We start from the raw sequence: 22,877 nt of genomic DNA, 5'->3' as shown, positions 1-22,877 counted from the left end.
CCTCGTGATCGAGTTCCGCAACGTCAGCAAGCAGTACCCGGACGGCACGCGGGCGGTCGACGACTTCTCGCTCGTGCTGCCCTCCCGGCAGACGACCGTCTTCGTCGGCTCCTCGGGCTGCGGGAAGACCACGATCCTCCGCATGATCAACCGGATGATCGAGCCGACCTCCGGCACCATCGAGATCGACGGCGAGGACATCTCGTCCCTGCCCGCCGTCGCGCTCCGCCGCCGCATCGGCTACGTGATGCAGAACTCCGGCCTCCTGCCGCACCGCAAGGTCATCGACAACATCGCGACCGTGCCGCGGCTGAACGGGGTCGCCAAGAAGCAAGCGCACGCCCGCGCGCTCGAGCTGATGGACACGGTCGGACTGGACCGTGCGCTCGCCGCCCGGTACCCCAGCCAGCTCTCCGGCGGCCAGCAGCAGCGCGTCGGCGTGGCGCGCGGCCTCGCGGTCGACCCGAACATCCTGCTGATGGACGAGCCGTTCGGCGCGGTCGACCCTCTCGTGCGCGCCGACCTGCAGCGCGAGACCCTGCGACTCCAGGACGAGCTCGACAAGACCGTGGTCTTCGTCACCCACGACATCGACGAGGCGTTCCTGCTCGGCGACCAGGTCGTCATCCTCGAGAAGGGCGGCCGGATCGCGCAGAAGGGCTCGCCCGCCGAGATCCTGGCGAACCCCGCGAGCGAGTTCGTCGCCGGCTTCGTCGGCGCCGACCGCGGCAAGCGCTCGCTCCGGATCGAGGAGCGCGACGGCGCCCGCATCGTGGTCGACGGCGACGGGCGCCCGACCGGAGTGCTGCGCGCGCAGGACGGCCCCGCCGCGTGAACTGGGTCGTCAACAACACGGACGCGATCGTCGCGAACCTGCTGGCGCACCTGGCCCTGTCGGTCCCGCCGATCCTGCTCAGCTTCCTCGTCTCGCTGCCGTTCGGCTGGTTCGCGAACCGCTACCGCTGGAGCCGCGGCACCCTGCTGACAGGGCTCGGCGTGCTCTACGCCATCCCCTCGCTGGCCATGTTCATCCTGCTGCCGGTGCTGCTGGGCATCCCGCTCCGCTCGACCGCCAACGTGATCACGGGCCTCACCCTCTACGGCGTCGCGCTGATGGTCCGCACCACCTCGGACGCACTGGGCGCGGTGTCGGACGACGTCCGCCAGTCGGCGACCGCGATGGGCTACTCCGGCTGGGCGCGCTTCTGGCGGGTCGAGTTCCCGCTGGCCGGTCCGGTCCTGCTCTCGGGCCTGCGCGTGGTCACGGTCAGCACGGTCAGCCTGGTGACGGTCGGCGCGGTGCTCGGGATCCAGAGCCTCGGCCTGCTCTTCACCGACGGCTTCCAGCGCGGCATCACCGGTGAGATCGTCACGGGCATCGTCCTCACGATCGTCCTCGCGCTGGTACTCGACGGACTGCTGGTGCTGATCGGCCGTCTCCTCATGCCCTGGACGGCTCTGGACCGCACGCGCCGCTCGCGCAGACCGGTCGCGGTCGAGAGGGCGGTGACGTCGTGAACCTCATCGCCGAGGCCTTCGCCTGGATCGCCGACCCCGCGCACTGGACCGGGGTCTACGCGATCCCGACCCGTGTCGCCCAGCACGTCGGCATCAGCCTGCTGGTGCTTGTGATCGCGGCCGCGATCGCGATCCCGATCGGCTACCTGATCGGGCACACCGGGCGCGGCAAGGGCATCGCCGTGCCGGTCGCAGGCGGCCTGCGCGCCCTGCCGACACTGGGCGTGCTCGTCCTCGCGGCGATGAGCCTGGGGCTCGGCCTCGGCGCTCCGGTGATCGCCCTCGTCGTGCTCGCGATCCCGTCGGTGCTCGCCGGCGCGTACTCCGGGCTCGAGGCGGTCGACCGCCGCACGGTCGACGCGGCGCGCTCGATGGGCATGACCGAGTGGCAGATCCTGACGAAGGTCGAGATCCCGCTGGGGCTGCCGCTGCTGATCGGCGGGCTCCGCTCGGCGGCGCTGCAGATCATCGCGACCGCCACGCTCGCCGACTACATCGGCGCCGGCGGCCTCGGGCAGTACATCTTCCGCGGAGTGAAGTCGGGGGACTACCCGCAGATGCTCGCCGGCTCGATCCTGGTGATCGTGCTGACGCTCCTCAGCGAGGTCCTGTTCGCCCTCCTCCAGCGGCTCGCCGTGCCGCGCGGAGTCGTGCTCGGCCTGGCCGGCACCGCCGGCCGCACAGGTTCCCGCGCTTCGTCGCCCCGACGACGCGCGGTGATGGGAATCCCCATCGAAGAAGGGAAATAGCAATGTTCACAGCACATTTCACGAAGGGCCGTGTCGCGCTCAGCGCACTCGCGGTCGGTGCCGTCGTGGCACTGGCAGGGTGTTCCTCGAGCGATCCGCTCGATGAGGGATCGGGTGCGACTGCGGGCAGCGAGACCATCGTGGTCGGCTCGCAGGACTACTACTCGAACGAGATCCTCGCCGAGATCTACGCGCAGGCGCTGGAGAACGACGGCTTCACCGTCGACCGCCAGCTGCGCATCGGCCAGCGCGAGATCTACCTGCCCGAGATCGAGAGCGGATCCATCGACGTCTTCCCGGAGTACGACGGCAGCCTCCTGCAGGCGCTCGAGCCCGACGCGACGGCCACCACCGCCGACGACGTGTACTCCGCGCTCGGCGACGCGCTGCCCGACGGCCTCCGCGCCCTCGACGCCGCCGAGGCCAGCGACCAGAACTCGTACACCGTCACCCAGGCCTTCGCCGACAAGTGGGACCTGACCGACATCGCGTCGCTCAAGAACGTCACCGACCCGATCGTGGTCGGCGGCAACTCCGAGCTGCAGACGCGGCCCTACGGGCCCGACACCCTGCAGTCGAAGTACGGCATCACGACCACCTTCCAGGCGATCGAGGACAGCGGCGGATCGACCACCGTCGACGCGCTCACCAGCGACCAGATCCAGCTGGCGAACGTCTACACGGCCGACCCGAACATCCAGAAGAACGACCTCGTCGCTCTCGAGGACCCGGACGGACTGTTCGTGGCCGACAACGTCGTGCCGATCGTCTCGAGCAAGATCACGGACGACGCGGCCGAGGTGCTGAACGCGGTCAGCGCGAAGCTCACGGCGGACGACCTCGTCGCCCTCAACTCCGAGAGCGTCAACGAGCAGAAGTCCGCGTCCGCGATCGCGGGCGAGTGGCTGAAGTCGGCGGGTCTCGTCGACTGATCCTCCCCGGATCCACGCCCGGAGGCGCGTCACTCGTCGAGGTGACGCGCCTCCGCTCTGTTCAGGAGCTTCTTCCCGAGGAGCACGAGCAGGGCGAAGACGACGATGACGCCCACGAAGACGTAGCCGGCGCCGTGCAGGCTCTCCGAGAGTTCCCGGTAGCTGCCCGCCGCGGCCGCGCCGACGCCGACGTAGGCGGACGACCAGAGCACGCACGCCGGGATCGTCCAGGCCATGAAGGTCCGATAGCGCATCCCGCTCATCCCCACCGTCAGCGGGATCAGCGAGTGCAGCACCGGCAGGAAGCGCGAGAGGAACACGGCGAACCCGCCGCGCCGCGCGAGGTAGCGCTCGGCCTTCAGCCAGTTCTTCTCGCCGAGCCGGCGTCCCAGGCGCGACGCGCGGATCCGCGGCCCGAACCAGCGGCCGAGGTAGAAGCCGACGGACTCGCCGCAGAGGGCGCCGATGACGACCGTGACGGCCAGCGCCGCGAACTGCAGCGGGCTGGTCACGCCGGTCGCGCTGACGATCACGATCGTGTCGCCGGGGACGACGAGGCCCGCCAGGATCGTGGTCTCGAAGAAGATCGCGAGTCCGGCGAGGAGCGTCCGCCAGACCGGGGGGACGCTGACGACGAAGTCCAGGATCCCGGTGAGGGTGTCGTTCACCGGGCGCCCCCGCCCGCCGGGGACTCGATCGGGGGCTGGGGCCGACGGCGGCTCCGGATGCTCGGCATGGCTCGATCGTAGGGGCGCACGGCTGGGCGGCGGCAGGGCTGCGCCCGGGAGGCCGGTGGACGCCGGGCGGTCAGGGGACGGCGACGAGCGCGGAGGCCGCCGGGCCGGTGCCGTTCGCCGTGACCGCCTGCACCGAGAGGGTGTAGCTGCGGCCCGGGACCAGCTTCGTGAAGGTCTGCGAGCGCTTGGTCGCGGCGACCACGGCGCTCCAGGCTCCGGCTCCGCTCGTGTCGGAACCGTCGCGTGACACCCGGTAGCCGGTGACCGCCGAGCCGCCGGTCCCCGCGGGGGGCGACCACGCGAGCGTCGCCGTGCCGTCCGAGCCCGCCGTGGCGGTGACCGCGGTCGGCGCGCCGGGGAGCCCGGCGGAGACGAGGGTCGCCGTCAGCGTGGTGCTGCTCCCGGGAGTGACGACGCTGTGCGAGGCGGCGCCGCCGTCCGACCAGGACGAGAACCGGTAGGCCGTGCCCGACGCGTCGGTCTGGTCCGGGACCTCCAGCTGGAGGGCCGAGCCCGCCCACGAGACGACGGTCGTGCCTCCGGCGACCTCGGTGCCGTTGACGACGACCGTCCGGCCGGCGGGAGCGGTGGCCAGGGTGACGGAGACCTTCTGCGGGGAGAACGTCCGCGTCGCCGTCGTCGACACTCCGCTCGAGTCCGTCGCCGTGACGCTGATCAGGAGGTCGCTGTCCGCGGCGGCGGCGAGGTCCTCCGGGCCGGGGGCGACGAAGGAGAGGTCGTTCCCCGTCAGCGGCCCGAGGAAGGGATGCGTGTGCTGAGCGTGGCGGCGCTGGACGGTCCAGGTGAGCGCCGAGGCGGGCAGGACGCCGTCCTCGGCGTCGGTCGCCGTGGCGCGGAGGCCGTAGCTCCGGCCCGTGACGAACATCCCTCCGTCGGCGGGTGCGGTGATGCTCACCGTCGGGGCACTGTCGCCCGAGGTGATCCTCGTCGTCGCGGGGGCGGAGACGGCTCCCTTCGGATCGCGGACGCGGAGGGACGCGGTCCAGCTGCCGGCGGCGTAGCTGTGGGTGAAGGTCGGGCCGGTCGTGATGCGGTCGGGGGTGCCGTCGCCGAACGACCACAGGTAGGTCAGGGCACCGCCCTCCGGGTCGCTGCTGCCCGAGCCGTTCAGCCGCGCGGCGAGAGGAGCCGCGCCGGAGGAGGGGGCGGCGGTGAGGGCCGCGGTCGGAGCGCGGTTCGCCGCGGCGGTGTAGGCGAGGCGCCGGACCTCGCCGCCGTTCGCGTAGCTGGTGTAGAAGAGGTCCTGGGTCCCGCGCGAGGGACCGAAGGCCATGGCGACGGCGCTGCTGCCGCCGAGGCCGGTCACGAGGTCGCCGGCCGCGCCGGTGCGCCCGAGGGTCCGGATCTTCCCGCACACGTAGTCGCCGAAGAGGTACGCGCCGTCGTAGGCGGCCGGCCAGACGCCGCGGGGGACGTAGGCGCCGCCCGTGATCGAGGCGCAGCCGCTGCTGTGCGCGTAGTCGTGGACCGGGTCGGTGAGCCCGGCGGGCGCCGCGGCTCCGCAGTTCGAGGCCGAGCCGGTCTTCGCGCAGTGGCCCTCACGGGTGTTCCAGCCGTAGTCGGCGCCGGCGACGCCCTGGTCGATCTCCTCCCAGGCGTCCTGGCCCACGTCGTTGATGCGGAAGACGGTGCCGGTCGCGTTCGGGTCGAAGGCCATCCGGAACGGATTGCGCAGGCCGCTCGCGAAGGTCTCGCGGCAGCGCAGGCCCTCGGCGGCCGGGGCGAGCCGGCAGGAGGCGGTCCCGGTGCCCAGGTAGGGGTTGCCGGCCGGGACGCCGCCGGTGAGGGTGATCCGGAGGATCTTGCCGTTCAGGATGTTCGGGTCGCGGGCGGCGTCGTTCCGGCCGCCGCAGCCGCTGCCGCCCGGCGAGCCGACTCCGCCGCGGTAGTCGCAGCCGCCGTCGCCGACGCTGACGTAGAGCAGGCCGTCCTTGCCGATGGCGAGGTCGCCGCCGTTGTGGTTGCTCGCGGGGGAGTAGATGCCGTCGAGGAGGACGCGCTCGGAGGCCGGGTCGATGCGGTCGTCGGTGCCGAGCTGGAACGAGGAGACGCGGTTGCGCGGGGCTCCCGCGGGGTTCACCGTGCCGCCGGCGTTGGTCGGGCAGGAGGAGTCGGAGCCCTTCGCGGTGTAGTAGACGACGACGGTGCGCGAGCCCGGTGCCGGGTCGACCGCGAGGCCGAGCACGCCGCGCTCGCCGTTGGCGCAGACCTTCGAGCGCAGGTCGAGGGCCGGGGTGGCGATAAGGCTGCCTCCGCGGATCACCCGGATCGCTCCGGTCTGCGAGGAGACGAGGGTGCGCCCGTCGGTCGTGAAGGCGAGGGCGGTCGGCGCGGGGACGGCCGCCACCCGGGAGTCGGTGAAGCCGGCGGGCACGACGGGAGCGGCGGACGCCGGACCCGCGGGCCCGGCGACGAGCGCGGCGGCCGTGATCGCCAGGACGGTGAGCAGGGCGAGACCGCGGGGGCGGATCCTCGAGCGGGGCATCGGTGACTCCGAGACGGTCGGCGCTGCTGAGCGAGCGGCGGTCTGCGGCGGTGCAGAGGGCGCTGTCGGCGATGACGCGGGGCCAGGATAGGCGCGCGCGGCGGAGGGGCCGTGTCCCCCTTCAGGGTCAACACTGGGGGCTCCGGGCGCGGTGTCCCCGGGCCGCTCACGTCGAGCGGGGCTGCAGTGCGTCGGCCCGCCGGTTCACTCCAGAGCGGGCAGGACCACCGCGCGGACCGCCTCCGAGAACCGGGCGTAGCCGGCCTCGTCGAAGTGCAGGCCGTCGTCGACGAAGAGGGAGGGGTCGACAGAGCCGTCGGAGGTGACGAGCGCGTCGGCGGTGGGGACGAAGGTGACGCGGTCGTCCGTCTCGGCGTAGGCGCTGACCGCGGTGTTGGCGGCGCGGACCTCGGCGCCGACGGAGGCGCGGGCGGGCGTCTCCGCGATCTCGACGTAGAAAAGCTCGGCGTCGGGGGCGACCTCCTCCACGCGCTGGAGGTACTCGACGACGGCGCCGGCGGTCTGGGCGCCGGTGCGCGAGCCCTCCTCGCCGCTGATGTCGTTCGCTCCCACGTACACGATCACGGCGCGGGGATCGAAGGGGACGACCATGCGGTCCAGCCACGCGAGGTGATCGGCGACGGTCGTGCCGCCGATCCCGATGTTGTAGGTCTCGAGCGGACGCAGGTCCTCCTTGGAGGTCGTCCAGCGGCCGATCGTGGAGCTGCCCGTGAGGACGATGCTGTGCTGCGGGAACCCGGCGGCGAAGCGCTTCTCGAGACCGGCGACGCGCTCGGCCATGTCGACGGAGGAGGTCGGGCCGGGGTCGGGGGAGCTCGCGGCCGGAGCGCCCGCGCCTCCGCTCCGCGAGGCGAGCGAGAGGGCGATGCCCGCGCCGGCGAGGACCAGCGCGAGCACCAGCAGCGCGACCAGGAGGCGGAGGCGGATGCGGCGGGGGCCGGGGGCGGAGCCGGAGGGCGTCGCTCGAGTCATGGCTCGATCCTCGGGCATCGGCGGGGGCGCGTCGTCCACGATGAGGCCGTCCGAGGACCCGCGCACCCGGTGGCCGTCTCTCCGTCACCGGATCGCCGTGATCGAATACGCGCAGAACATCACAGAGGATGCACAGCCGTGCGACACTTGCACATCGCCATCGCCATCGTCGCCGCCGGCCGACTTCCGATGGACGATCACGACGAGGACTCATGGCACGCGCACGCATCACCTGGGTGGACACGGCGAAGGGCATCGCGATCATCCTGGTCGCCCTGGCCCACTCCGTGCAGTGGACCACGACGGCCGGGATCGCCCCCGACTCGTGGAACGAGATCAACCTCCTCCTCATCACCTTCCGGATGCCGCTGTTCTTCCTCGCCTCGGGGCTGTTCGCCGGCTCCGTGCTCACCCGGTCGTGGCCGGAGCTCTGGCGTTCGCGGCTGAGCCTGCTGGTCTGGGCCTTCCTGCTCTGGTCCGTGGTGCGGTTCCTCTTCTTCCTGGTGGTGCCCAACCCGGGCGGCACCGACGAGTCCGACCCGCTCGCGCTGCTCCTCCAGCCGGTGATGCCGCACAACGGGCTCTGGTTCCTCTACGCGCTCACGATCTTCTTCGTGGCCGCCAAGCTCGCGCAGGGCCGGATCGACTGGCGGGTGCAGATCGGCATCGCGACCGCGATCGCCGTGGTCTGGTACGCCGTCCGCTCCAGCACCTCCGAGGGCACCGGGAACATCGCCTGGGACGGCATGGCCCGCTACCTGATGTTCTTCCTGCTCGGCCTCTACCTGCGGAACGCGGTGATCGCGTTCGTGGAGCGCCGCGGGATCCTCAGCGGAGTCGGCTTCGGCGTGCTGTTCCTCGTGCTCGCCGGCGTGATCCTCGCCGTCCGCGCCCGCTTCCCGCTGCTGACGATCGGGCTGGTCCTGGTGAGCGTGCTGGCGGTCCTCGCCGGGCTCGTGGTCGCCCGCTTCCTCTCGAACCGGCGCGGCGCGGGCTGGATCACCTTCATCGGCCGCAACACGCTCCCGGTGTACGTGGTGCACGTCCTCTTCGTCTCGCTCGCCACGAGCGCCCTGCTGCTCTTCGACGGAGAGCGCTGGCTCGACGTCATCGGGCCGGTCGTGCCGCTCCTGGTCTGCGGGATAGGCGTCGCGGCAGCACTGGGCTACTGGCGCCTCACCCGCGACCTGCCCGTGCTGAAGTACGGCTTCCAGGCGCCCGCCTGGTTCTCCGGCTCCCGCTCGCGCGTCGACGCCGGCTGACCGCGGGGCGCCCGCCGACGGCGCCTCGGCATCGGCCCCGGGAGTCTCTTGAACGGTTTCCCAGAGCCGATCTCGCGGATGTGCGCCTGGGAATCCGCTGAAGGCCCGTGAGAGGAAGTCTCAGCGCTCCGTCGCCCGCCTGATCGCTCGGCGTCGAGAGGCCGGCGGCGGCTGGTCCGACGGAGGCGAGCCCCGCTCGGCAGTCGCCGCGCGGTGGACTCCCTCGACGTCGAGAGGGACTGTCTCGACGTCGAGCGACCGGTCGGCGGGAGCGCTCGGAGGGGCGTCCGGGGCCACCCCGGAAAGGGTGCCGCCAGGAGCTCGCGGAAGGCCGCACATCCGCCCCAGTACTGGGATCGGAGGCCGTCGGACCCCTTCCGCCGACCTACTCTCGGAGCTGTGAACGAACTCCTGGACCCGCTCCTGCTGTCGAGATGGCAGTTCGGTCTGACGACGATCTACCACTTCCTGTTCGTGCCGCTCACGATCGGCATGGCGCTCACCGTCGCGATCTTCCAGACCTGCTGGGTGCGCACCGGGAAGGTGCACTACCTGCAGCTGACGAAGTTCTTCGGGAAGCTCTTCCTGATCAACTTCGCGATGGGCGTCGTGACCGGGATCGTCCAGGAGTTCCAGTTCGGGATGAACTGGAGCGACTACTCCCGCTTCGTCGGCGACGTCTTCGGGGCCCCGCTGGCGTTCGAGGGCCTGCTCGCCTTCTTCCTCGAGGCGACCTTCATCGGCCTCTGGATCTTCGGCTGGGACAAGCTGCCCGAGAAGCTGCACCTGGCCACCATCTGGCTGACCACGCTCGGCACCACGCTCTCGGCCTACTTCATCATCGCCGCGAACGCGTTCATGCAGAACCCGGTCGGCTTCCGCATCAACGAGACCAAGGGCCGCGCGGAGCTCACCGACATCTGGGCGCTCCTCACCAACAAGGTCGCTCTCGCCGCGTTCCCGCACACGATCTTCGCCTGCTTCATGGTCTCGGCCGCCGTCATCATCAGCGTCGCGGCCTACCACCTCTCGCGGAACCAGCACCTCGAGACCATGCGCCCCGCGCTGAGGTTCGGCGCCTGGATGATGCTCGTCAGCGGCGGCCTGACCCTGTTCACCGGCGACTCGCTCGGCCTCGCGATGGTCGACACGCAGCCGATGAAGATGGCGGCCGCGGAGGCGCTCTACAGGACCTCCACGGGCGTCGACGCCTCCTTCTCCGTCTTCACCTGGGGCACGCCGGACGGCTCGAGCGAGCTGTTCTCGATCCGCATCCCCTACCTGCTCTCCTTCCTCTCGACGCACACCTTCACCGGCACGGTCGAAGGCATCAACGACCTCCAGGCGCAGTACACCCAGGTCTACGGACCCGGCGACTACACGCCGATCATCTGGGTCACCTACTGGTCGTTCCGCTGGATGATGGCCCTCGGCGTCCTGGCCATCGGCATCGCCGCGGCCGGCCTCTGGTTCACCCGGAAGGGCCGCGAGCCGAAGCAGTGGATGTGGAAGGTCGCGATCTGGGCCGCCCCGCTGCCGCTGATGGCGATGATCGTGGGCTGGGTCTTCACCGAGATGGGCCGCCAGCCGTGGCTCGTGTTCGGACTGCTGAAGACCGCCGACGGAGTCTCGCCCGGAGTGAGCGGCCTCGAGGTCCTGATCTCGCTGCTCGCCTTCACCGCGATCTACGGCACGCTCGCCGTGGTCGAGTTCCGCCTGATCAAGCGGGCCGCGCAGGCCGGCCCCGACGACGCTCCCGAGGTCGACGAGGAGAGCGGTCGCCCGCAGCTCGTCGGCACCGTCTACTAGGAGGCACCCCTCATGGATCTCGCCGTTCTCTGGTTCTGGATCGTCGCGTTCTTCTTCATCGGCTACTTCGTCCTCGACGGGTTCGACTTCGGCGTCGGCATGTCGCTCCCGTTCCTCGGGCGCGACGACACCGACCGCCGCGTGCTGATCAACACGATCGGCCCGGTGTGGGACCTGAACGAGACGTGGGTGATCGTCGCCGGCGCCGCCCTGTTCGCCGCGTTCCCGGAGTGGTACGCCACGCTCTTCAGCGGGTTCTACCTGCCGCTTCTGCTCATCCTGCTCGCGCTGATCGCCCGCGGCGTCTCGTTCGAGTACCGGCACCAGCGTCCGGAGGCGCAGTGGAAGCGGCGCTTCGACACGATGATCGTCGTCGGCTCCGCGGTGCCCGCCTTCCTCTGGGGCGTGGCCTTCGCGAACATCGTGCAGGGCGTCCCGATGGACGCCGACCACAACTTCACCGGCACCGTCCTGGACCTGCTGAACCCCTACGCGCTCCTGGGCGGAGCGACGACCCTCCTGCTCTTCTTCACGCACGGAGTCGTCTTCGTCGCCCTGAAGACGGAGGGGGAGATCCGCGAGCGTGCGCGCCGCCTGGCGACCCGCGCGGGGCTGCTCACCGTGGTCGTCGCCGCGGTCTTCCTGGCCTGGACCAACCTCGGCCAGGGGAGCACCGCCTCCTGGGCGCTCTCGGCGGGCGCGGCCGCGACCCTCGTCGGCGGCTGGCTCGCGATCACGCGAGGCCGGGAGGGACGCGCCTTCGCGCTGCTGGCCGGCACCATCGCGCTCGCCGTGCTCGCCCTCTTCGCGACGCTGTTCCCCGCGGTGATGCCGGCCTCGAACGTCCCCGCCTACGGGCTGACGATCGAGAACGCCTCCAGCACGCCCTATACGCTGGCGGTCATGAGTTGGACCGCCCTGGTGTTCGTGCCGCTCATCGTCGGCTACCAGGCCTGGACCTACTGGATCTTCCGCAAGCGCATCAGCCGCGCGCACATCCCGGTCGACGCCCACTGACGTGAAGCCCCTCGATCCGCGCCTGCTCCGCTACGCCCGGGCGGCCCGCGTGTTCCTCCTGCTCGGCGGGGTGCTCGCGCTGGCGAGGACCCTGGCGATCGTCGCCTTCGCGTGGCTCGTGGCGCAGCTGGTGGCCGGTGCGGTCGACGGGAGGAGCGCCGACGATCTCGCGCCGCTGCTGGCCGCCCTGCTCGCGGTCGTCGCGGCGCGGGCGGCTCTCGCCTGGGCGACCGAGGTGAACGCGGTGCGCGGAGGAGCAGGAGCGAAGGCGCAGCTGCGGCAGGCGGTCCTCGCCGCACTGGTCGAGCTCGGCCCGGCGGGCCGCTCCGAAGGGGGCTCGGGCGGGGTCGTCGCGCTGCTGGGCGGCGGACTGGACTCCCTCGACGGCTACTTCGCCCGCTACCTCCCGCAGCTGATCGCCACCGCGGTGGCGACGCCGCTCCTGACGCTCGTGGTCTTCCTCGCCGATCCGCTCAGCGCGGTGTTCCTGGTGGTGACCCTGCCGCTCATCCCGGTGTTCATGGTGCTGATCGGCTGGGCGACTCAGGTCGTGCAGGCGCGGCAGTGGGAGCGGCTGCAGGCGCTCGCGTCCGGCTTCGTCGACACCGTCGGCGGCCTCGCAACACTCAAGATCTTCGGGCGGGCCGAGCGGCAGGCGACGCGGATCCGCGCGCTGACCGAGGACTACCGCGTGCACACGATGAAGGTGCTGCGGGTGACCTTCGTCAGCGGCTTCGTGCTGGAGCTCGCCGGCTCGCTCTCGGTCGCACTGGTCGCCGTCTCGATCGGGCTGCGGCTCGTCGACGGCTCGCTGGGGCTGGCCGTCGGGCTGTTCGTCCTGGTGCTGGCGCCGGACGTGTTCCTGCCGGTGCGCCAGGTCGGTGCCGAGTTCCATGCGGCGGCGGACGGGGTGCAGGCGGCGGACCGCGCCTTCGCCGTCCTCGAGCGCGCGGCGGCCCTGCCCGCTCGCGGGAAGGCCCCGGCGGCGACGGGGGCGCTCGAGCTGCGGGGTCTCGCGGTCGACGACGGACGCGGGCGGACGCTCGCTCCTGTCGACGCGGTGCTCCCCGTCGGGTCGATCACCGTGGTGACCGGGCCCAGCGGGTCGGGGAAGTCGACGCTGATCGCCGCGCTCGCGGGCTTCGTGCCCTTCTCGGGCACGCTGCTGCTCGGCGGGTCGCCGGTCGCGGATCTGCGGTCGACGCTCGCCTGGGCGGGCCAGCGGCCCGACCTTCTCCCGGGGAGCGTCGCCTCCGCCGTCGGGCTCGGAGCACTCTCGCCGGACCCCGAGCGCGTGCGGCGGGCCCTGGCGATCGCCGCCGTCGACGTGGACCCCGAGCGCCGGCTCGACGCCGAGGGGACGGGCCTCTCGGGCGGGCAGAGCGCCCGTGTCGCCGTCGCCCGCGCTGTGCACCGCCTGCTCGAGCGCGGGTGCGCGGTGCTGGCCCTGGACGAGCCGACCGCCGCCCTCGACGACGAGTCCGAGCGGGCGCTGCTCGCCGGACTCAGGTCGCTGGCGGAGAGCGGGACGATCGTCGTCGTCGCCAGCCACCGGCCCGCGACCGTCGCGGCGGCCGACGCCGTGATCGCCCTGGCGCCGGCGGAGGCGGTCGCGAGGTGAACCGCTCCGACGTCCTCCGCGCCGCGATGCCCGGGCCGCGCCGCTTCCTGCCGGGTCTGTCCTTCGGGCTGCTCTCCTCCTCCGCCGTCGTGGCGCTGCTGGCCTGCTCCGCCTGGCTGATCGTCCGCGCGGCCGAGCAGCCGCCGATCCTGTTCCTCTCCATGGCCGTCGTGGGCGTGCGGGCCTTCGCGCTGGCGCGGGCCTTCTTCCGCTACCTCGAGCGGCTGACCGGCCACGACGCCGCCTTCCGCGCGCTCGCGGAGCTCCGGGCGGGCGTCTACGAGCGCCTGGTGCCGGTCGCGCCGGACGGGCTGGGCCGCGTGCGCCGCGGCGACCTGGTCTCCCGGGTGGTGGCGGACGTCGACGCCCAGCAGGACGTGCCGCTGCGCGTCGTGCAGCCGCTGGTCGTCGCGGCGCTGGTCGCTGCGGTCTCGGTGGTCGGCGTCTGGCTGCTGCTGCCGGCGATGGGCGCCGTGCTGCTGGCGCTGCTGGTCCTCGCCTTCGCCGGTGGGGCCCTGGGCGCCGGCCGGCTCTCCGCGCAGGCGGATCGCGAGCTGGCGCCGCTGCGCGGGGAGCTCGCCGAGCGCCTCAACCTGCTGGTCACCCGCCTCGACGTGCTCATCGCCTTCGATGCGGCGGGTGACGCTCTGGCGGACGTGGCACGCGCGGAGGAGTCGCTCGCCCGGGCGGCGCGTCGGCGGGCGGCCTCCGCCGGACTGGCCGCGGCCGTCCTCGCCCTCTGCTCGGGCGGTGCGGTCTGGGCGGGCCTCGCGCTCGGGATCCCGGCGATCGGCGACCTCGGCGGTCCGGCGCTGGGAGTCGTCGCGCTCGTGCCGCTCGCGGTCTTCGAGGTCGCCGCCGCCGCGCCGCTCGCCGTGCAGGCGGCGCGCACCGCGCTCTCGAGCGCTCAGCGCCTGGCCGATCTGGACGCCGAGGCGGCGTCGCCGGCGCTCGCGACCGACGCGGACGTGGACCCGGATGCCCCGGCTCCCCGGGGCGCCGGCATCGTCCTGCGCGACCTGTCGGTGAGCTGGCCCGGCGCGCACACGCCCGCGCTGCGGGGCGTCTCGCTCGACCTGCCGGAGGGTGCGCGCGTCCTCGTCACCGGCGGCAGCGGCTCCGGGAAGACGACGCTCGCGCACGCTCTGGTGCGCTTCCTCGACCACTCCGGCAGCTACCTCCTGGGCGGGGTCGAGGCGCGGACGCTGCCGCAGGCGGAGGTGCGGAAGCGGGTCGGACTCGTGGAGCAGCAGCCGTACCTCTTCGACGACACGATCCGGCAGAACCTCCTCTTCGCGCGGCCCGAGGCCGATGGCGCCGTGCTCGAGGCGGTGCTCGAGCGGGTCGGGCTCGGGCCCTGGGTCGCTGCACGCGGCGGGCTCGACGCGCGGGTGGGGGAGCGGGGCTCGCTCGTCTCGGGCGGCCAGGCTCAGCGGATCGCCCTCGCACGCGCACTCCTGGCCGATTTCCGCGTCCTGGTGCTGGACGAGCCGACGGCGTCGGTGGACGCTCCCGTGGCCGACGCCCTGCTCGGGGATCTGCTCCGCGCCGCCGAGGGGCGGACGGTGGTCCTGATCGCGCACCGGGTCGATCCGGGCCTGGAGTTCGACACGCGGATCCGGGTGGCGGACGGCACGGCGGCTCAGGAGTACCGGGCCGCCTGAGCAGGCGTCCGGCTCCGCGGGGCGGTCGGTCCGAGCGGCCGTTCAGCCGTGCTCCGTCCGGACCGAGGCCCGCGCCAGGGAGGCCGCGCGCGCCAGGCGCCCGCCCTCCGCCTCCCAGCGGTCGAGGACCGCGTCCGCCCGGGTCCGCGCCGCACCGCGCAGCCCGGCCAGGAGCGGAGCGACGACGTCGCGGGCCAGCGGGTCGCTCAGCTCGTCCACGCGGGAGTCGCGGACGAAGCCCTCGAGCCGGGTGAGGTCGGAGCCGCGCAGCCACTCGGCTCGGGACTGCAGCAGCACGACGGCCGCCAGCCGCGGCTCGAACACCGCCTGCTCCCACAGCTCGGAGGAGAGGGCGGTCACGTCGTCGTGCTCGAGCGAGCGGAACTTCCTCAGCGCGTCGCGGACGGTGCCGCGGACCGCCCCGACCGAGGCGCCCGTCGAGTCGAGCCCTGATCCCAGGCGCTCGCGCACGTCCTGCGCGCGCCAGACGTCGCCCTCGTACTCCAGGGCCGAGCGGATGAAGTCGCCGGGGTCGCTCACCCCTCCATCATGCGTCGCGCGTCAGCCCCTGCTGGCCCAGACGGCCCGTCCGATGCCGTCGTACTCGACGAGGCGGCCGTCGTCCTGCAGCACGAGGCGGTAGGGCGCGACGACGCCGCTCTGGCCGATGCCGAAGGAGATCCTCGGGAACCGCAGCCAGAGGATCCGGGAGTCGGCCACGTCGAGCCGGCCCTCGGAGCTCATCGAGAAGGCGGCGCCGGAGGCGGAGGAGGTGTTCGTCGCCCAGTCCGCGCCGTTCGGCCCGTAGACGACGAAGTTGCCGTCGCGCTGCATCTCAGCCCGCCACTGCCCGCTCGCCGAGGTCAGCCGCGTGCCCGCGACGACGAGGCCGCTCGGGGAGAGCGAGTCGCGCACGACGAGCGCGGCACTGCTCCAGAGGACGCCGGAGTCGTCCGCGATCCGGAGATCGCCCTCGCGGAGGACCATCGTGGCGCCCGGCTCGCCGGACGTGTCCGAGGCCCAGACGGGCGCGCCGTCCGCGGTGTAGACCACGGCGTTCCCGTCGTCCTGCATCCGGAGGACGTTGCCCCGGCCGCGGGTGCCGCTCGCCCAGAGAGCCCCGCCCTGCCCGTAGACGACGAGGTTGCCGTCCGCCTGCATCACCGCCGTGGTGCCTCCCGGGGTGGCGAGCCGGTTCCCCGCGTAGAGGGTGCTGCCGCGGCGGAGGGTGTCGGTGCGCGGCTCGTCGATCCGGCCGCCGATGCTGCTGGCCCACGCGGCCGAGCCGCTGCGGCGGTAGATGACGAGATTGCCGTCGTCCTGCATCCGCAGCTCGCCGCCGGGGTCGGCCACCGTGCCGCTCGCCCAGACCGGGCGCCCGTCCGCGGCGTACACGACGAGGTTGCCGTCGTCCTGCATCCGCAGGCTGTCGCCGCGCCCCTGCGTGCCCGAGGCCCAGGTGGGACGGCCGCCGGCGGCGTAGACCACGGCGTTGCCGTCGGTCTGCATCACGAGGGAGGAGGCGCCGTCGGGGGACACCAGGCGCTCGCCGCGCGCGAGCTGCTCGCCGGCACGGAGGACCGCGGCGGAGGCGACGGCGGAGGACGCCGAGGGCGGGGCCTCGACCGCGGCGGCGGGCAGCGAGCCCAGCAGGAGCGCGCTCGTGGCGGCGAGCGCCGCGAGGGAGGCGGTCAGGGAGCGGCCGGAGGGGAGGTGCGTCATCGCAGGGGTCCTGTCGGGGAGGGCGGCGGGGTCGGGGAATCGTCCCACGGCGGGGGAGACGACGACGCCCCCCGGTCCGGGGACCAGGGGGCGTCGTGGCGGAGGGGCGTCAGCCGCGGCTGGCCCAGACCGCGCGGCGGCTGTCGTACTCGACGAGGTTGCCGTCGTCCTGCATGACGAGCTTGTAGGGGCCGACCGACGCGGCGGGCGGGACGACCGACCATCCGCTCGTCGTCTCGGTGCCCACGGCGATCTGCCCGCTGGTGTCGAGGGCGAAGAAGCCGCCTGCGCGGGTGGTCTTCGACGCCCAGATCGGGCCGTTCTTGCCGTAGACGACGAAGTTGCCGTCCGCCTGCATCACCGCTCGGTAGACGCCGTTCGCGGAGCGGAGGAAGCTGCCCGCCTCGAGCGAGTTCGCCGCGTAGAGGGTGGTCGAGGGGAAGGCGGCCTGGCTGGTCCAGATCACGTCCTCGGACGGGTTCACGATGATCAGCGAGCCGGCGTTGTTGATGCCCAGGCGGAGGTCCTTGCCGCGCGTGCCCGAGAACCACTTGACGGAGCCGTCGGAGCCGTAGATGACGGCGTTGCCGTCCTTCTGCATGGTGATGCGGTTGCCGGAGCCGCCGGTGCCGGTGCCCCAGACGGCGCCCTGGGGGCCGTAGCCGACGAAGTTGCCGTCGTTCTGCATGACGGCGCTGAAGCGGCCGTCGGCGGAGGTGAGCTGGTGGACGGGGCGGAGGGTCTGCTCCGTGAACAGCGTGTCGGTCACCGGCTCGGCGATGACGCGGCGGACGCTGCTCGCCCAGGCGGGCGAGCCGTTCTCGCGGTAGACGACGAGGTTGCCGTCGGGCTGCATGATCACCGAGGCGCCCGCCTCGTTGATCGTGTTCGTGCTCCACACGGGGCCGCCCTTGGCGGAGTAGACGACCATGTTGCCGTCGGTCTGCATGACCAGGTGGTCGCCGCGGCCCTGGGTGTTCGTCGCGAAGGTGGGGCGGCCCTGCGGGTCGTAGACCACCGCGTTGCCGTCGGTCTGCATCCGGAACGAGTAGCCGTTCGTGCCCGAGACGATCCGCTGTCCGGCGGCCAGCTCCTCGCCGCCGACGAGGGCGTTGTAGTAGCTGACGGCCGCGCGGGCGGTCTGCTGGGCGGCCTCGGGCGACTCGCTCGCGGGAGCGAGGCCGGTCGGCGCCTCCTCGGAGGAGGACAGGGGCTTCTGCGGGTTCTCCGCGGCGAGGGCCGGGGTCGCGCCGAAGAGCAGGGCACCGGTCGCGACGAGCGCGATCAGCCCGGAGGCGAGGGGGCGGGGGGAGGGGGAACGCGTCATCGCAGGACTTTCTCGAGTGGCCGGCGGGGGCCGGAAGAGGGGGTACTCGATGCTCGCACGGCGGACGCACGAGTGCGACCGGAACGGGGGCCCTCCGTCTGGGGGACGCGCGGGAGCTGAGGTCCTCCGCGGGTCAGAGCGCCGGGAGGGGCCGCCTGAGAGCGTCCAGCCGCTTCCGCCAGGCGTCCAGGCGACCCGGCTCCGCGGCGAGCGCCGGTCCGTCCACCCAGGCGGTCGCCAGCCGGAGACCGTGCAGGGCGTTGGCCGTCCAGACCTCACGGCCCTCGAGCGACTCCGGCTCGGCCGGGGCCTCGATCACGTCCACGCCGAGCGCGCCGGCGAGCACCGAGACGGTGCGAGCCGTCACGCTGCGCACGCGCGTACTCGTCGCCGGAGGGACGACCAGCGCATCGCCCAGCCACCACAGGATCGCGCTGCTCGCTCCGTCGATGACGGCGCCGTCGGCGTCGAGCAGCACGGCCTCGTCCGCTCCCGCGGCGTGCGCGCGCGTCCGCAGGAGGGCGAGACGTGCGATGTCCGGCCCCTTCCAGGACGGCGTCCGGCGCGGATCCACGGGGCTCGTCCACAGCACCACGGAGCGGGTCGTCGGCGGGGCGGATCGCAGCCGGAGCCGCAGGGCGCCTAAGGAGAGCTCGACGCGGGGGAAGGAGCGGCCCTCGCGGGGCAGGGCGGCGATCGCGGCGTGGAGGAACGGCTCGACGTCCGGGTGCCCGCCCGCCGAAGCGACGGAGGCGGCGAACCGCTCGCGGTGCAGGTCGAGCCCGCGGACGCGTCCCTCGTCCACCAGCCAGGAGTCGGCCGCGTCCAGGGAGGTGCCGGGCGGCTCGGGAACGCTCGTCAGGGCCCGCCCGTCCCACTCCCGAACCTGCTCGCCGTCCACGACCGCCTACGCTAGCCCAGTGGTCTCGGAGGATCGGCACGTCCGCTCGATCGAGCTGCCCTGGGTCGATCCGGAGCTCGCGCACCACGCCCTGTTCGCCACGGCCGAGGCGTCGTTCTGGCTCGACTCGGGCCTCGGAGCGACGAGCGGCCGCTCCTACCTCGGCGCGTGCGCCCGCGGGGACGTGCTCCTCGTCGAGGCCGGCGGCGACGTGGCGGCGGCGCTCGCCGCGGTCGACGACGAGGCCCCCGCGGGCGACCGCGCGCTCGGCCGCTACGGCTGGATCTCCTACGAGGCGGGAGCCGCCTCCGTCTCCCTGCCCTCGGCGCCGACCGGCCCCGCGGATCCGCCGGCCCTCGCCCTGCTCCGGGGCGACCCCGTGCTCGAGTTCGACCACGGCACCCGGACCGTCCGCCTGGTCGCCACGGGAGACGTGCAGGAGCTCACCGCGCGCCTGCTCGAGCTCGTCGGCGCGCCCGCACCCGCGGACCCCGCGGATCCCGAGCCCGCCGGCGACCCGGTCCGCCGCCACTCCGCCGCCGAGTACACGGCGCTGATCGGCCGCTGCCAGGAGGCCATCCGCGCGGGGGACGCCTACCAGCTCTGCCTCACCGACGAGATCGTCGTCGAGGGCCGGTTCGATCCGGTCGAGGCGTACCGTCGCCTCCGCCGCTCCAGCCCGAGCCATCACGGCGGGCTGATCCGCCTCGACCCGCTCGCGCTCGTCAGCGCCTCGCCCGAGCGGTTCCTCACCGGCGGGGCCGACGGACGCGTCGCCACGCATCCCATCAAGGGCACGCGCCCCCGGGGCCGGGACGCCGACGAGGACCGCGCGCTCCGGGACGAGCTCGTCTCGAGCGTGAAGGAGCGGGCCGAGAACGTGATGATCGTGGACCTCGTCCGCAACGACCTCGCCCGGATCGCCGCCCCCGGCTCCGTCGTCGTCGACCGCCTGCTCGAGGTGGAGAGCTACCCGCACGTCCACCAGCTGGTCAGCGAGGTCTCGGCCCGCCGCGCGCCGGGCGTCGGGATCGCCGAGCTGATCGCAGCCCTCTTCCCGGCCGGCTCGATGACGGGAGCGCCCAAGCGCCGGGCGGTGGAGCTGCTGCGGGAGTGGGAGGGCGGTCCCCGCGGCGTCTACTCCGGCGCCTTCGGCCGCCTGGGCTCGGACGGCTCGCTGGACCTCGCGATGACCATCCGCACCCTCGTGCTCGACGGCGAGCGCGCCCGCCTGGGGACCGGCGGCGGCATCACCGCGCTCTCGGTGCCGGAGGAGGAGGTCGAGGAGACGCGGCTGAAGGCGCGGGCGCTCCTCGCGGTGCTGGGCGCCGCCGAGGAGTGAGCGGGCGCCGCGTTCGTCTCCCGTGCGCGCAGGGCCAGTAGGGTTGATGGTCGAACGCAGCCGCCCACGCGTGCGCGTTCTCCCCCTCCTTCAGAAGTGAGAAGCACCTGTGGCAGAAGACACCTCCCGGCAGACCGGCGCGAGCGACGAGGAGCGCTACGACTTCCGAGCGCTCCAGGAGAAGTGGCTCCCGATCTGGGAGGAGACGCGCCCGTTCGCGACGGACGACCCCGACGACAAGCGCCCCCGCAAGTACGTGCTCGACATGTTCCCGTACCCCTCGGGCGACCTGCACATGGGCCACGCCGAGGCGTACGCGCTCGGAGACGTGATCGCGCGCTACTGGCGCCAGCAGGGCTTCAACGTCCTCCACCCGATCGGCTGGGACAGCTTCGGCCTGCCCGCCGAGAACGCCGCGATCAAGCGCGGGCTGAATCCGGTCACCTGGACCTACGACAACATCGAGCAGCAGAAGCGCTCGATGAAGCGCTACGCCGCGTCCTTCGACTGGGACCGCGTGCTGCACACCTCCGACCCCGAGTACTACAAGTGGAACCAGTGGCTGTTCCTCAAGATGTACGAGAAGGGCCTCGCCTACCGCAAGGACAGCTGGGTCAACTGGGACCCGGTGGACCAGACGGTCCTGGCGAACGAGCAGGTCCTCGCGGACGGCACCTCCGAGCGCTCCGGCGCGGTCGTGGTCAAGAAGAAGCTCACGCAGTGGTACTTCAAGATCACCGACTACGCCGACCGGCTGCTCGACGACCTGAACCAGCTCGAGGGATCCTGGCCGTCGAAGGTCATCGCCATGCAGCGCAACTGGATCGGCCGCTCCATCGGCGCCGACGTCGAGTTCGAGATCGAGGGCCGCGACGAGCGCGTCACCGTCTTCACCACGCGCCCCGACACGCTCTACGGGGCGACCTTCATGGTCGTCGCGCCCGACTCCGACCTCGCCTCCGAGCTGGTCGAGGGCTCCGAGCCCGCGATCCGCGACGCGTTCCGCAGCTACCTCGAGACGGTGCAGAAGTCGAGCGAGATCGAGCGCCTGACCGCCGACCGCCCCAAGACCGGCGTGTTCCTCGGCCGCTACGCGGTGAACCCCGTGAACGGCGAGCGGCTGCCGATCTGGGCCGCCGACTACGTCCTCTCCGACTACGGCCACGGAGCCGTCATGGCCGTGCCCGCGCACGACCAGCGCGACCTCGACTTCGCCCGCGCCTTCGACCTGCCCGTGCGCGTGGTCGTCGACACCAACGCGTCCGTCACCGGGGCGATCCCGGTCATCCCGGAGGACCCGGAGGAGCTGGCCGCGCTCGAGAAGGAGTACTCGCTCGACCCCGCCACGACCGGCGAGGCGCTGACCGGCGACGGCCGCCTGATCAACTCCGGGCCGCTCGACGGGCTCTCCAAGCGCACCGCCATCGAGCGCGTCATCAGGATGCTCGAGGAGCGCGGCCGCGGCCGCTCGGCCAAGAACTACCGCCTGCGCGACTGGCTGATCTCGCGCCAGCGCTACTGGGGCACCCCCATCCCGATCATCCACGGAGCCGACGGCGAGCTCGTGCCGGTGCCCGAGGACCAGCTGCCCGTCGTCCTGCCCTCCACCGACGGCCTCGACCTGCAGCCGAAGGGATCGTCGCCGCTCGGAGCGGCGGAGGACTGGGTGAACGTGCCGCACCCGGTGGACGGCTCGCCCGCCCGCCGCGACCCGGACACGATGGACACCTTCGTCGACTCCTCGTGGTACTTCCTCCGCTTCCTCTCGCCGAAGGACGACACGCAGGCCTTCGATCCGAAGCTCGCCGAGAAGTGGGCGCCCGTCGACCAGTACGTCGGGGGCGTGACGCACGCGATCCTGCACCTGCTGTACGCGCGCTTCATCACCAAGGTGCTGTTCGACCTGGGCTACGTGTCGTTCACGGAGCCGTTCACGGCGCTGCTCAACCAGGGCATGGTGCAGATGGACGGCGCAGCGATGTCGAAGTCGAAGGGCAACATCGTCCGCCTCTCGGACCAGCTGGACGAGTTCGGCGTCGACGCCGTGCGCCTGACGATGGCGTTCGCCGGCCCGCCCGAGGACGACATCGACTGGGCCGACGTCTCGCCCGGCGGCAGCGCGAAGTTCCTCGCCCGCGCCTGGCGCCTGGCGAAGGACGTCACCTCGAGGCCCGACGTCGAGTGGAAGTCGGGCGACGCGGCTCTGCGCCGCCAGACCCACCGCTTCCTCGCGGAGTCCCCGTCGCTGATCGAGGCGTTCAAGTTCAACGTCGTGGTCGCGCGGCTGATGGAGCTCGTCAACGCGACCCGCAAGGTCGTCGACTCGGGTGCCGGGGCCGGGGACCCCGCGGTCCGCGAGGCGGTCGAGGTGGTCGCGATGGCTCTCAACCTGTTCGCGCCGTACACGGCCGAGGACATGTGGCACCGTCTGGGCTACGAGGGCACCGTCGCGCACGCCCTGTGGCGCAAGGCCGACCCGTCGCTGCTGGTCGAGGAGAAGGTCACGGCGATCCTGCAGGTCGACGGCAAGGTCCGCGACCGGCTCGAGGTCTCGCCGAAGATCTCCTCCGACGAGCTCGAGGAGAAGGCGCGGGCCACGGCCGGCGTCGCCCGGGCTCTCGTCGGCCGCGAGGTCGTGAAGGCGATCGTGCGGGCGCCGCGCCTGGTGAACCTGGTGACGAAGGCGGTCTAGCCGCCGATCCGTCCCGACGGGGCTCCTCCTCTCGCAGGAGGGGCCCCGTCGTCCGTCCTGCGCCGGTGCTGCTCTCTCCTCCACA

The 22,877-nt window shown here is 72.7% G+C and carries 18 protein-coding genes; 11 read left to right on the top strand and 7 right to left on the bottom strand.

The window, feature by feature from the left end:
• Positions 1-4: 4 nt before the first annotated feature.
• Genes C5C44_RS00630 through C5C44_RS00615 form a run of 4 tightly spaced genes read left to right on the top strand, consistent with a single transcriptional unit; the run spans position 5 to position 3,199 of the window.
• Entirely contained in the window at positions 5-835 is an 831-nt protein-coding gene (locus C5C44_RS00630; protein WP_104225631.1) for an ABC transporter ATP-binding protein, read from the top strand.
• Positions 832-1,518, top strand: coding sequence for an ABC transporter permease (locus C5C44_RS00625; protein WP_104223109.1), 687 nt, complete (start codon positions 832-834; stop codon positions 1,516-1,518). Before C5C44_RS00630 ends, C5C44_RS00625 begins: the two co-directional genes overlap by 4 nt.
• The gene (locus tag C5C44_RS00620) at positions 1,515-2,267 is read left to right on the top strand and encodes an ABC transporter permease (protein ID WP_104225632.1); all 753 of its coding nucleotides are present in this window, start codon (positions 1,515-1,517) and stop codon (positions 2,265-2,267) included. Before C5C44_RS00625 ends, C5C44_RS00620 begins: the two co-directional genes overlap by 4 nt.
• Before the next feature lie 2 nt (positions 2,268-2,269).
• Positions 2,270-3,199: an ABC transporter substrate-binding protein gene (locus C5C44_RS00615; protein WP_104223111.1), complete on the top strand. Its 930-nt coding sequence runs from the start codon at positions 2,270-2,272 to the stop codon at positions 3,197-3,199.
• Positions 3,200-3,228: 29 nt separating this feature from the next.
• Here C5C44_RS00615 and C5C44_RS00610 read toward each other — a convergent pair whose 3' ends face one another.
• The 3 genes from C5C44_RS00610 to C5C44_RS00600 all read right to left on the bottom strand — a co-directional run bounded on the left by C5C44_RS00610 (position 3,229) and on the right by C5C44_RS00600 (position 7,435).
• Positions 3,229-3,867: a DedA family protein gene (locus C5C44_RS00610; protein WP_104223112.1), complete on the bottom strand. Its 639-nt coding sequence runs from the start codon at positions 3,865-3,867 to the stop codon at positions 3,229-3,231.
• A 139-nt stretch (positions 3,868-4,006) separates the two neighbouring features.
• Complete coding sequence (locus C5C44_RS00605) at positions 4,007-6,442, bottom strand: PQQ-dependent sugar dehydrogenase (RefSeq protein WP_181132639.1); 2,436 nt, start codon at positions 6,440-6,442, stop codon at positions 4,007-4,009.
• Between the two features lie 204 nt (positions 6,443-6,646).
• Complete coding sequence (locus C5C44_RS00600; RefSeq protein WP_181065445.1) at positions 6,647-7,435, bottom strand: GDSL-type esterase/lipase family protein; 789 nt, start codon at positions 7,433-7,435, stop codon at positions 6,647-6,649.
• A 212-nt stretch (positions 7,436-7,647) separates the two neighbouring features.
• Between C5C44_RS00600 and C5C44_RS00595 the strand changes: the two genes are divergently transcribed.
• The 5 genes from C5C44_RS00595 (at position 7,648) to cydC (ending at position 14,808) form a co-directional block, all read left to right on the top strand.
• Positions 7,648-8,697: an acyltransferase family protein gene (locus C5C44_RS00595; protein WP_104348320.1), complete on the top strand. Its 1,050-nt coding sequence runs from the start codon at positions 7,648-7,650 to the stop codon at positions 8,695-8,697.
• 399 nt (positions 8,698-9,096) lie between these two features.
• Positions 9,097-10,506, top strand: coding sequence for a cytochrome ubiquinol oxidase subunit I (locus tag C5C44_RS00590; protein WP_104261744.1), 1,410 nt, complete (start codon positions 9,097-9,099; stop codon positions 10,504-10,506).
• A gap of 12 nt (positions 10,507-10,518) precedes the next feature.
• The gene (gene cydB, locus C5C44_RS00585) at positions 10,519-11,523 is read left to right on the top strand and encodes a cytochrome d ubiquinol oxidase subunit II (protein ID WP_104246540.1); all 1,005 of its coding nucleotides are present in this window, start codon (positions 10,519-10,521) and stop codon (positions 11,521-11,523) included.
• Position 11,524: 1 nt separating this feature from the next.
• Entirely contained in the window at positions 11,525-13,144 is a 1,620-nt protein-coding gene (gene cydD, locus C5C44_RS00580) for a thiol reductant ABC exporter subunit CydD (RefSeq protein WP_104335078.1), read from the top strand.
• Complete coding sequence (cydC, locus tag C5C44_RS00575) at positions 13,141-14,808, top strand: thiol reductant ABC exporter subunit CydC (RefSeq protein WP_104261742.1); 1,668 nt, start codon at positions 13,141-13,143, stop codon at positions 14,806-14,808. The genes cydD and cydC overlap by 4 nt, the downstream gene beginning before the upstream one ends.
• A 42-nt stretch (positions 14,809-14,850) precedes the next feature.
• Here cydC and C5C44_RS00570 read toward each other — a convergent pair whose 3' ends face one another.
• The 4 genes from C5C44_RS00570 to C5C44_RS00555 all read right to left on the bottom strand — a co-directional run bounded on the left by C5C44_RS00570 (position 14,851) and on the right by C5C44_RS00555 (position 18,758).
• The gene (locus C5C44_RS00570; RefSeq protein ID WP_104225639.1) at positions 14,851-15,348 is read right to left on the bottom strand and encodes a DNA alkylation repair protein; all 498 of its coding nucleotides are present in this window, start codon (positions 15,346-15,348) and stop codon (positions 14,851-14,853) included.
• A gap of 21 nt (positions 15,349-15,369) precedes the next feature.
• On the bottom strand, positions 15,370-16,530 hold the full coding sequence (locus tag C5C44_RS00565) for a hypothetical protein (RefSeq protein WP_104335077.1): 1,161 nt from the start codon (positions 16,528-16,530) through the stop codon (positions 15,370-15,372).
• Positions 16,531-16,639: 109 nt separating this feature from the next.
• Positions 16,640-17,857 (bottom strand): hypothetical protein, encoded by a 1,218-nt coding sequence (locus tag C5C44_RS00560; RefSeq protein WP_104335076.1) that lies wholly within the window; start codon positions 17,855-17,857, stop codon positions 16,640-16,642.
• A 133-nt stretch (positions 17,858-17,990) separates the two neighbouring features.
• A complete protein-coding gene (locus C5C44_RS00555; RefSeq protein ID WP_258066593.1) occupies positions 17,991-18,758 on the bottom strand; it encodes an aminotransferase class IV in 768 nt (255 codons plus the stop codon).
• Between the two features lie 19 nt (positions 18,759-18,777).
• On the opposite strand from C5C44_RS00555, the gene pabB reads away from it, so the two are divergent.
• Together pabB and leuS are read left to right on the top strand one after the other, a co-directional pair.
• Positions 18,778-20,100: an aminodeoxychorismate synthase component I gene (gene pabB / locus C5C44_RS00550; RefSeq protein WP_104308338.1), complete on the top strand. Its 1,323-nt coding sequence runs from the start codon at positions 18,778-18,780 to the stop codon at positions 20,098-20,100.
• Positions 20,101-20,209: 109 nt separating this feature from the next.
• Positions 20,210-22,792 (top strand): leucine--tRNA ligase, encoded by a 2,583-nt coding sequence (gene leuS, locus C5C44_RS00545; RefSeq protein WP_104225642.1) that lies wholly within the window; start codon positions 20,210-20,212, stop codon positions 22,790-22,792.
• Positions 22,793-22,877 lie beyond the last annotated feature (85 nt).

This window comes from Rathayibacter sp. AY1F6, assembly GCF_002932035.1.
Classification (GTDB): Bacteria; Actinomycetota; Actinomycetes; order Actinomycetales; family Microbacteriaceae; genus Rathayibacter.
The sequence above is the reverse complement of the archived record's forward strand: the minus strand, read 5'-3'. Positions and strand labels throughout refer to the sequence as shown.

Excerpts from the sequence above, each read along its gene's own strand:
- C5C44_RS00565 (WP_104335077.1), bottom strand. The coding sequence starts at position 16,530 with ATGACGCACCTCCCCTCCGGCCGCTCCCTGACCGCCTCCCTCGCGGCG.
- C5C44_RS00560 (WP_104335076.1), bottom strand. The coding sequence starts at position 17,857 with ATGACGCGTTCCCCCTCCCCCCGCCCCCTCGCCTCCGGGCTGATCGCG.
- cydB (WP_104246540.1), top strand. The coding sequence starts at position 10,519 with ATGGATCTCGCCGTTCTCTGGTTCTGGATCGTCGCGTTCTTCTTCATC.
- C5C44_RS00605 (WP_181132639.1), bottom strand. The coding sequence starts at position 6,442 with ATGCCCCGCTCGAGGATCCGCCCCCGCGGTCTCGCCCTGCTCACCGTC.
- C5C44_RS00595 (WP_104348320.1), top strand. The coding sequence starts at position 7,648 with ATGGCACGCGCACGCATCACCTGGGTGGACACGGCGAAGGGCATCGCG.
- C5C44_RS00615 (WP_104223111.1), top strand. The coding sequence starts at position 2,270 with ATGTTCACAGCACATTTCACGAAGGGCCGTGTCGCGCTCAGCGCACTC.
- C5C44_RS00600 (WP_181065445.1), bottom strand. The coding sequence starts at position 7,435 with ATGACTCGAGCGACGCCCTCCGGCTCCGCCCCCGGCCCCCGCCGCATC.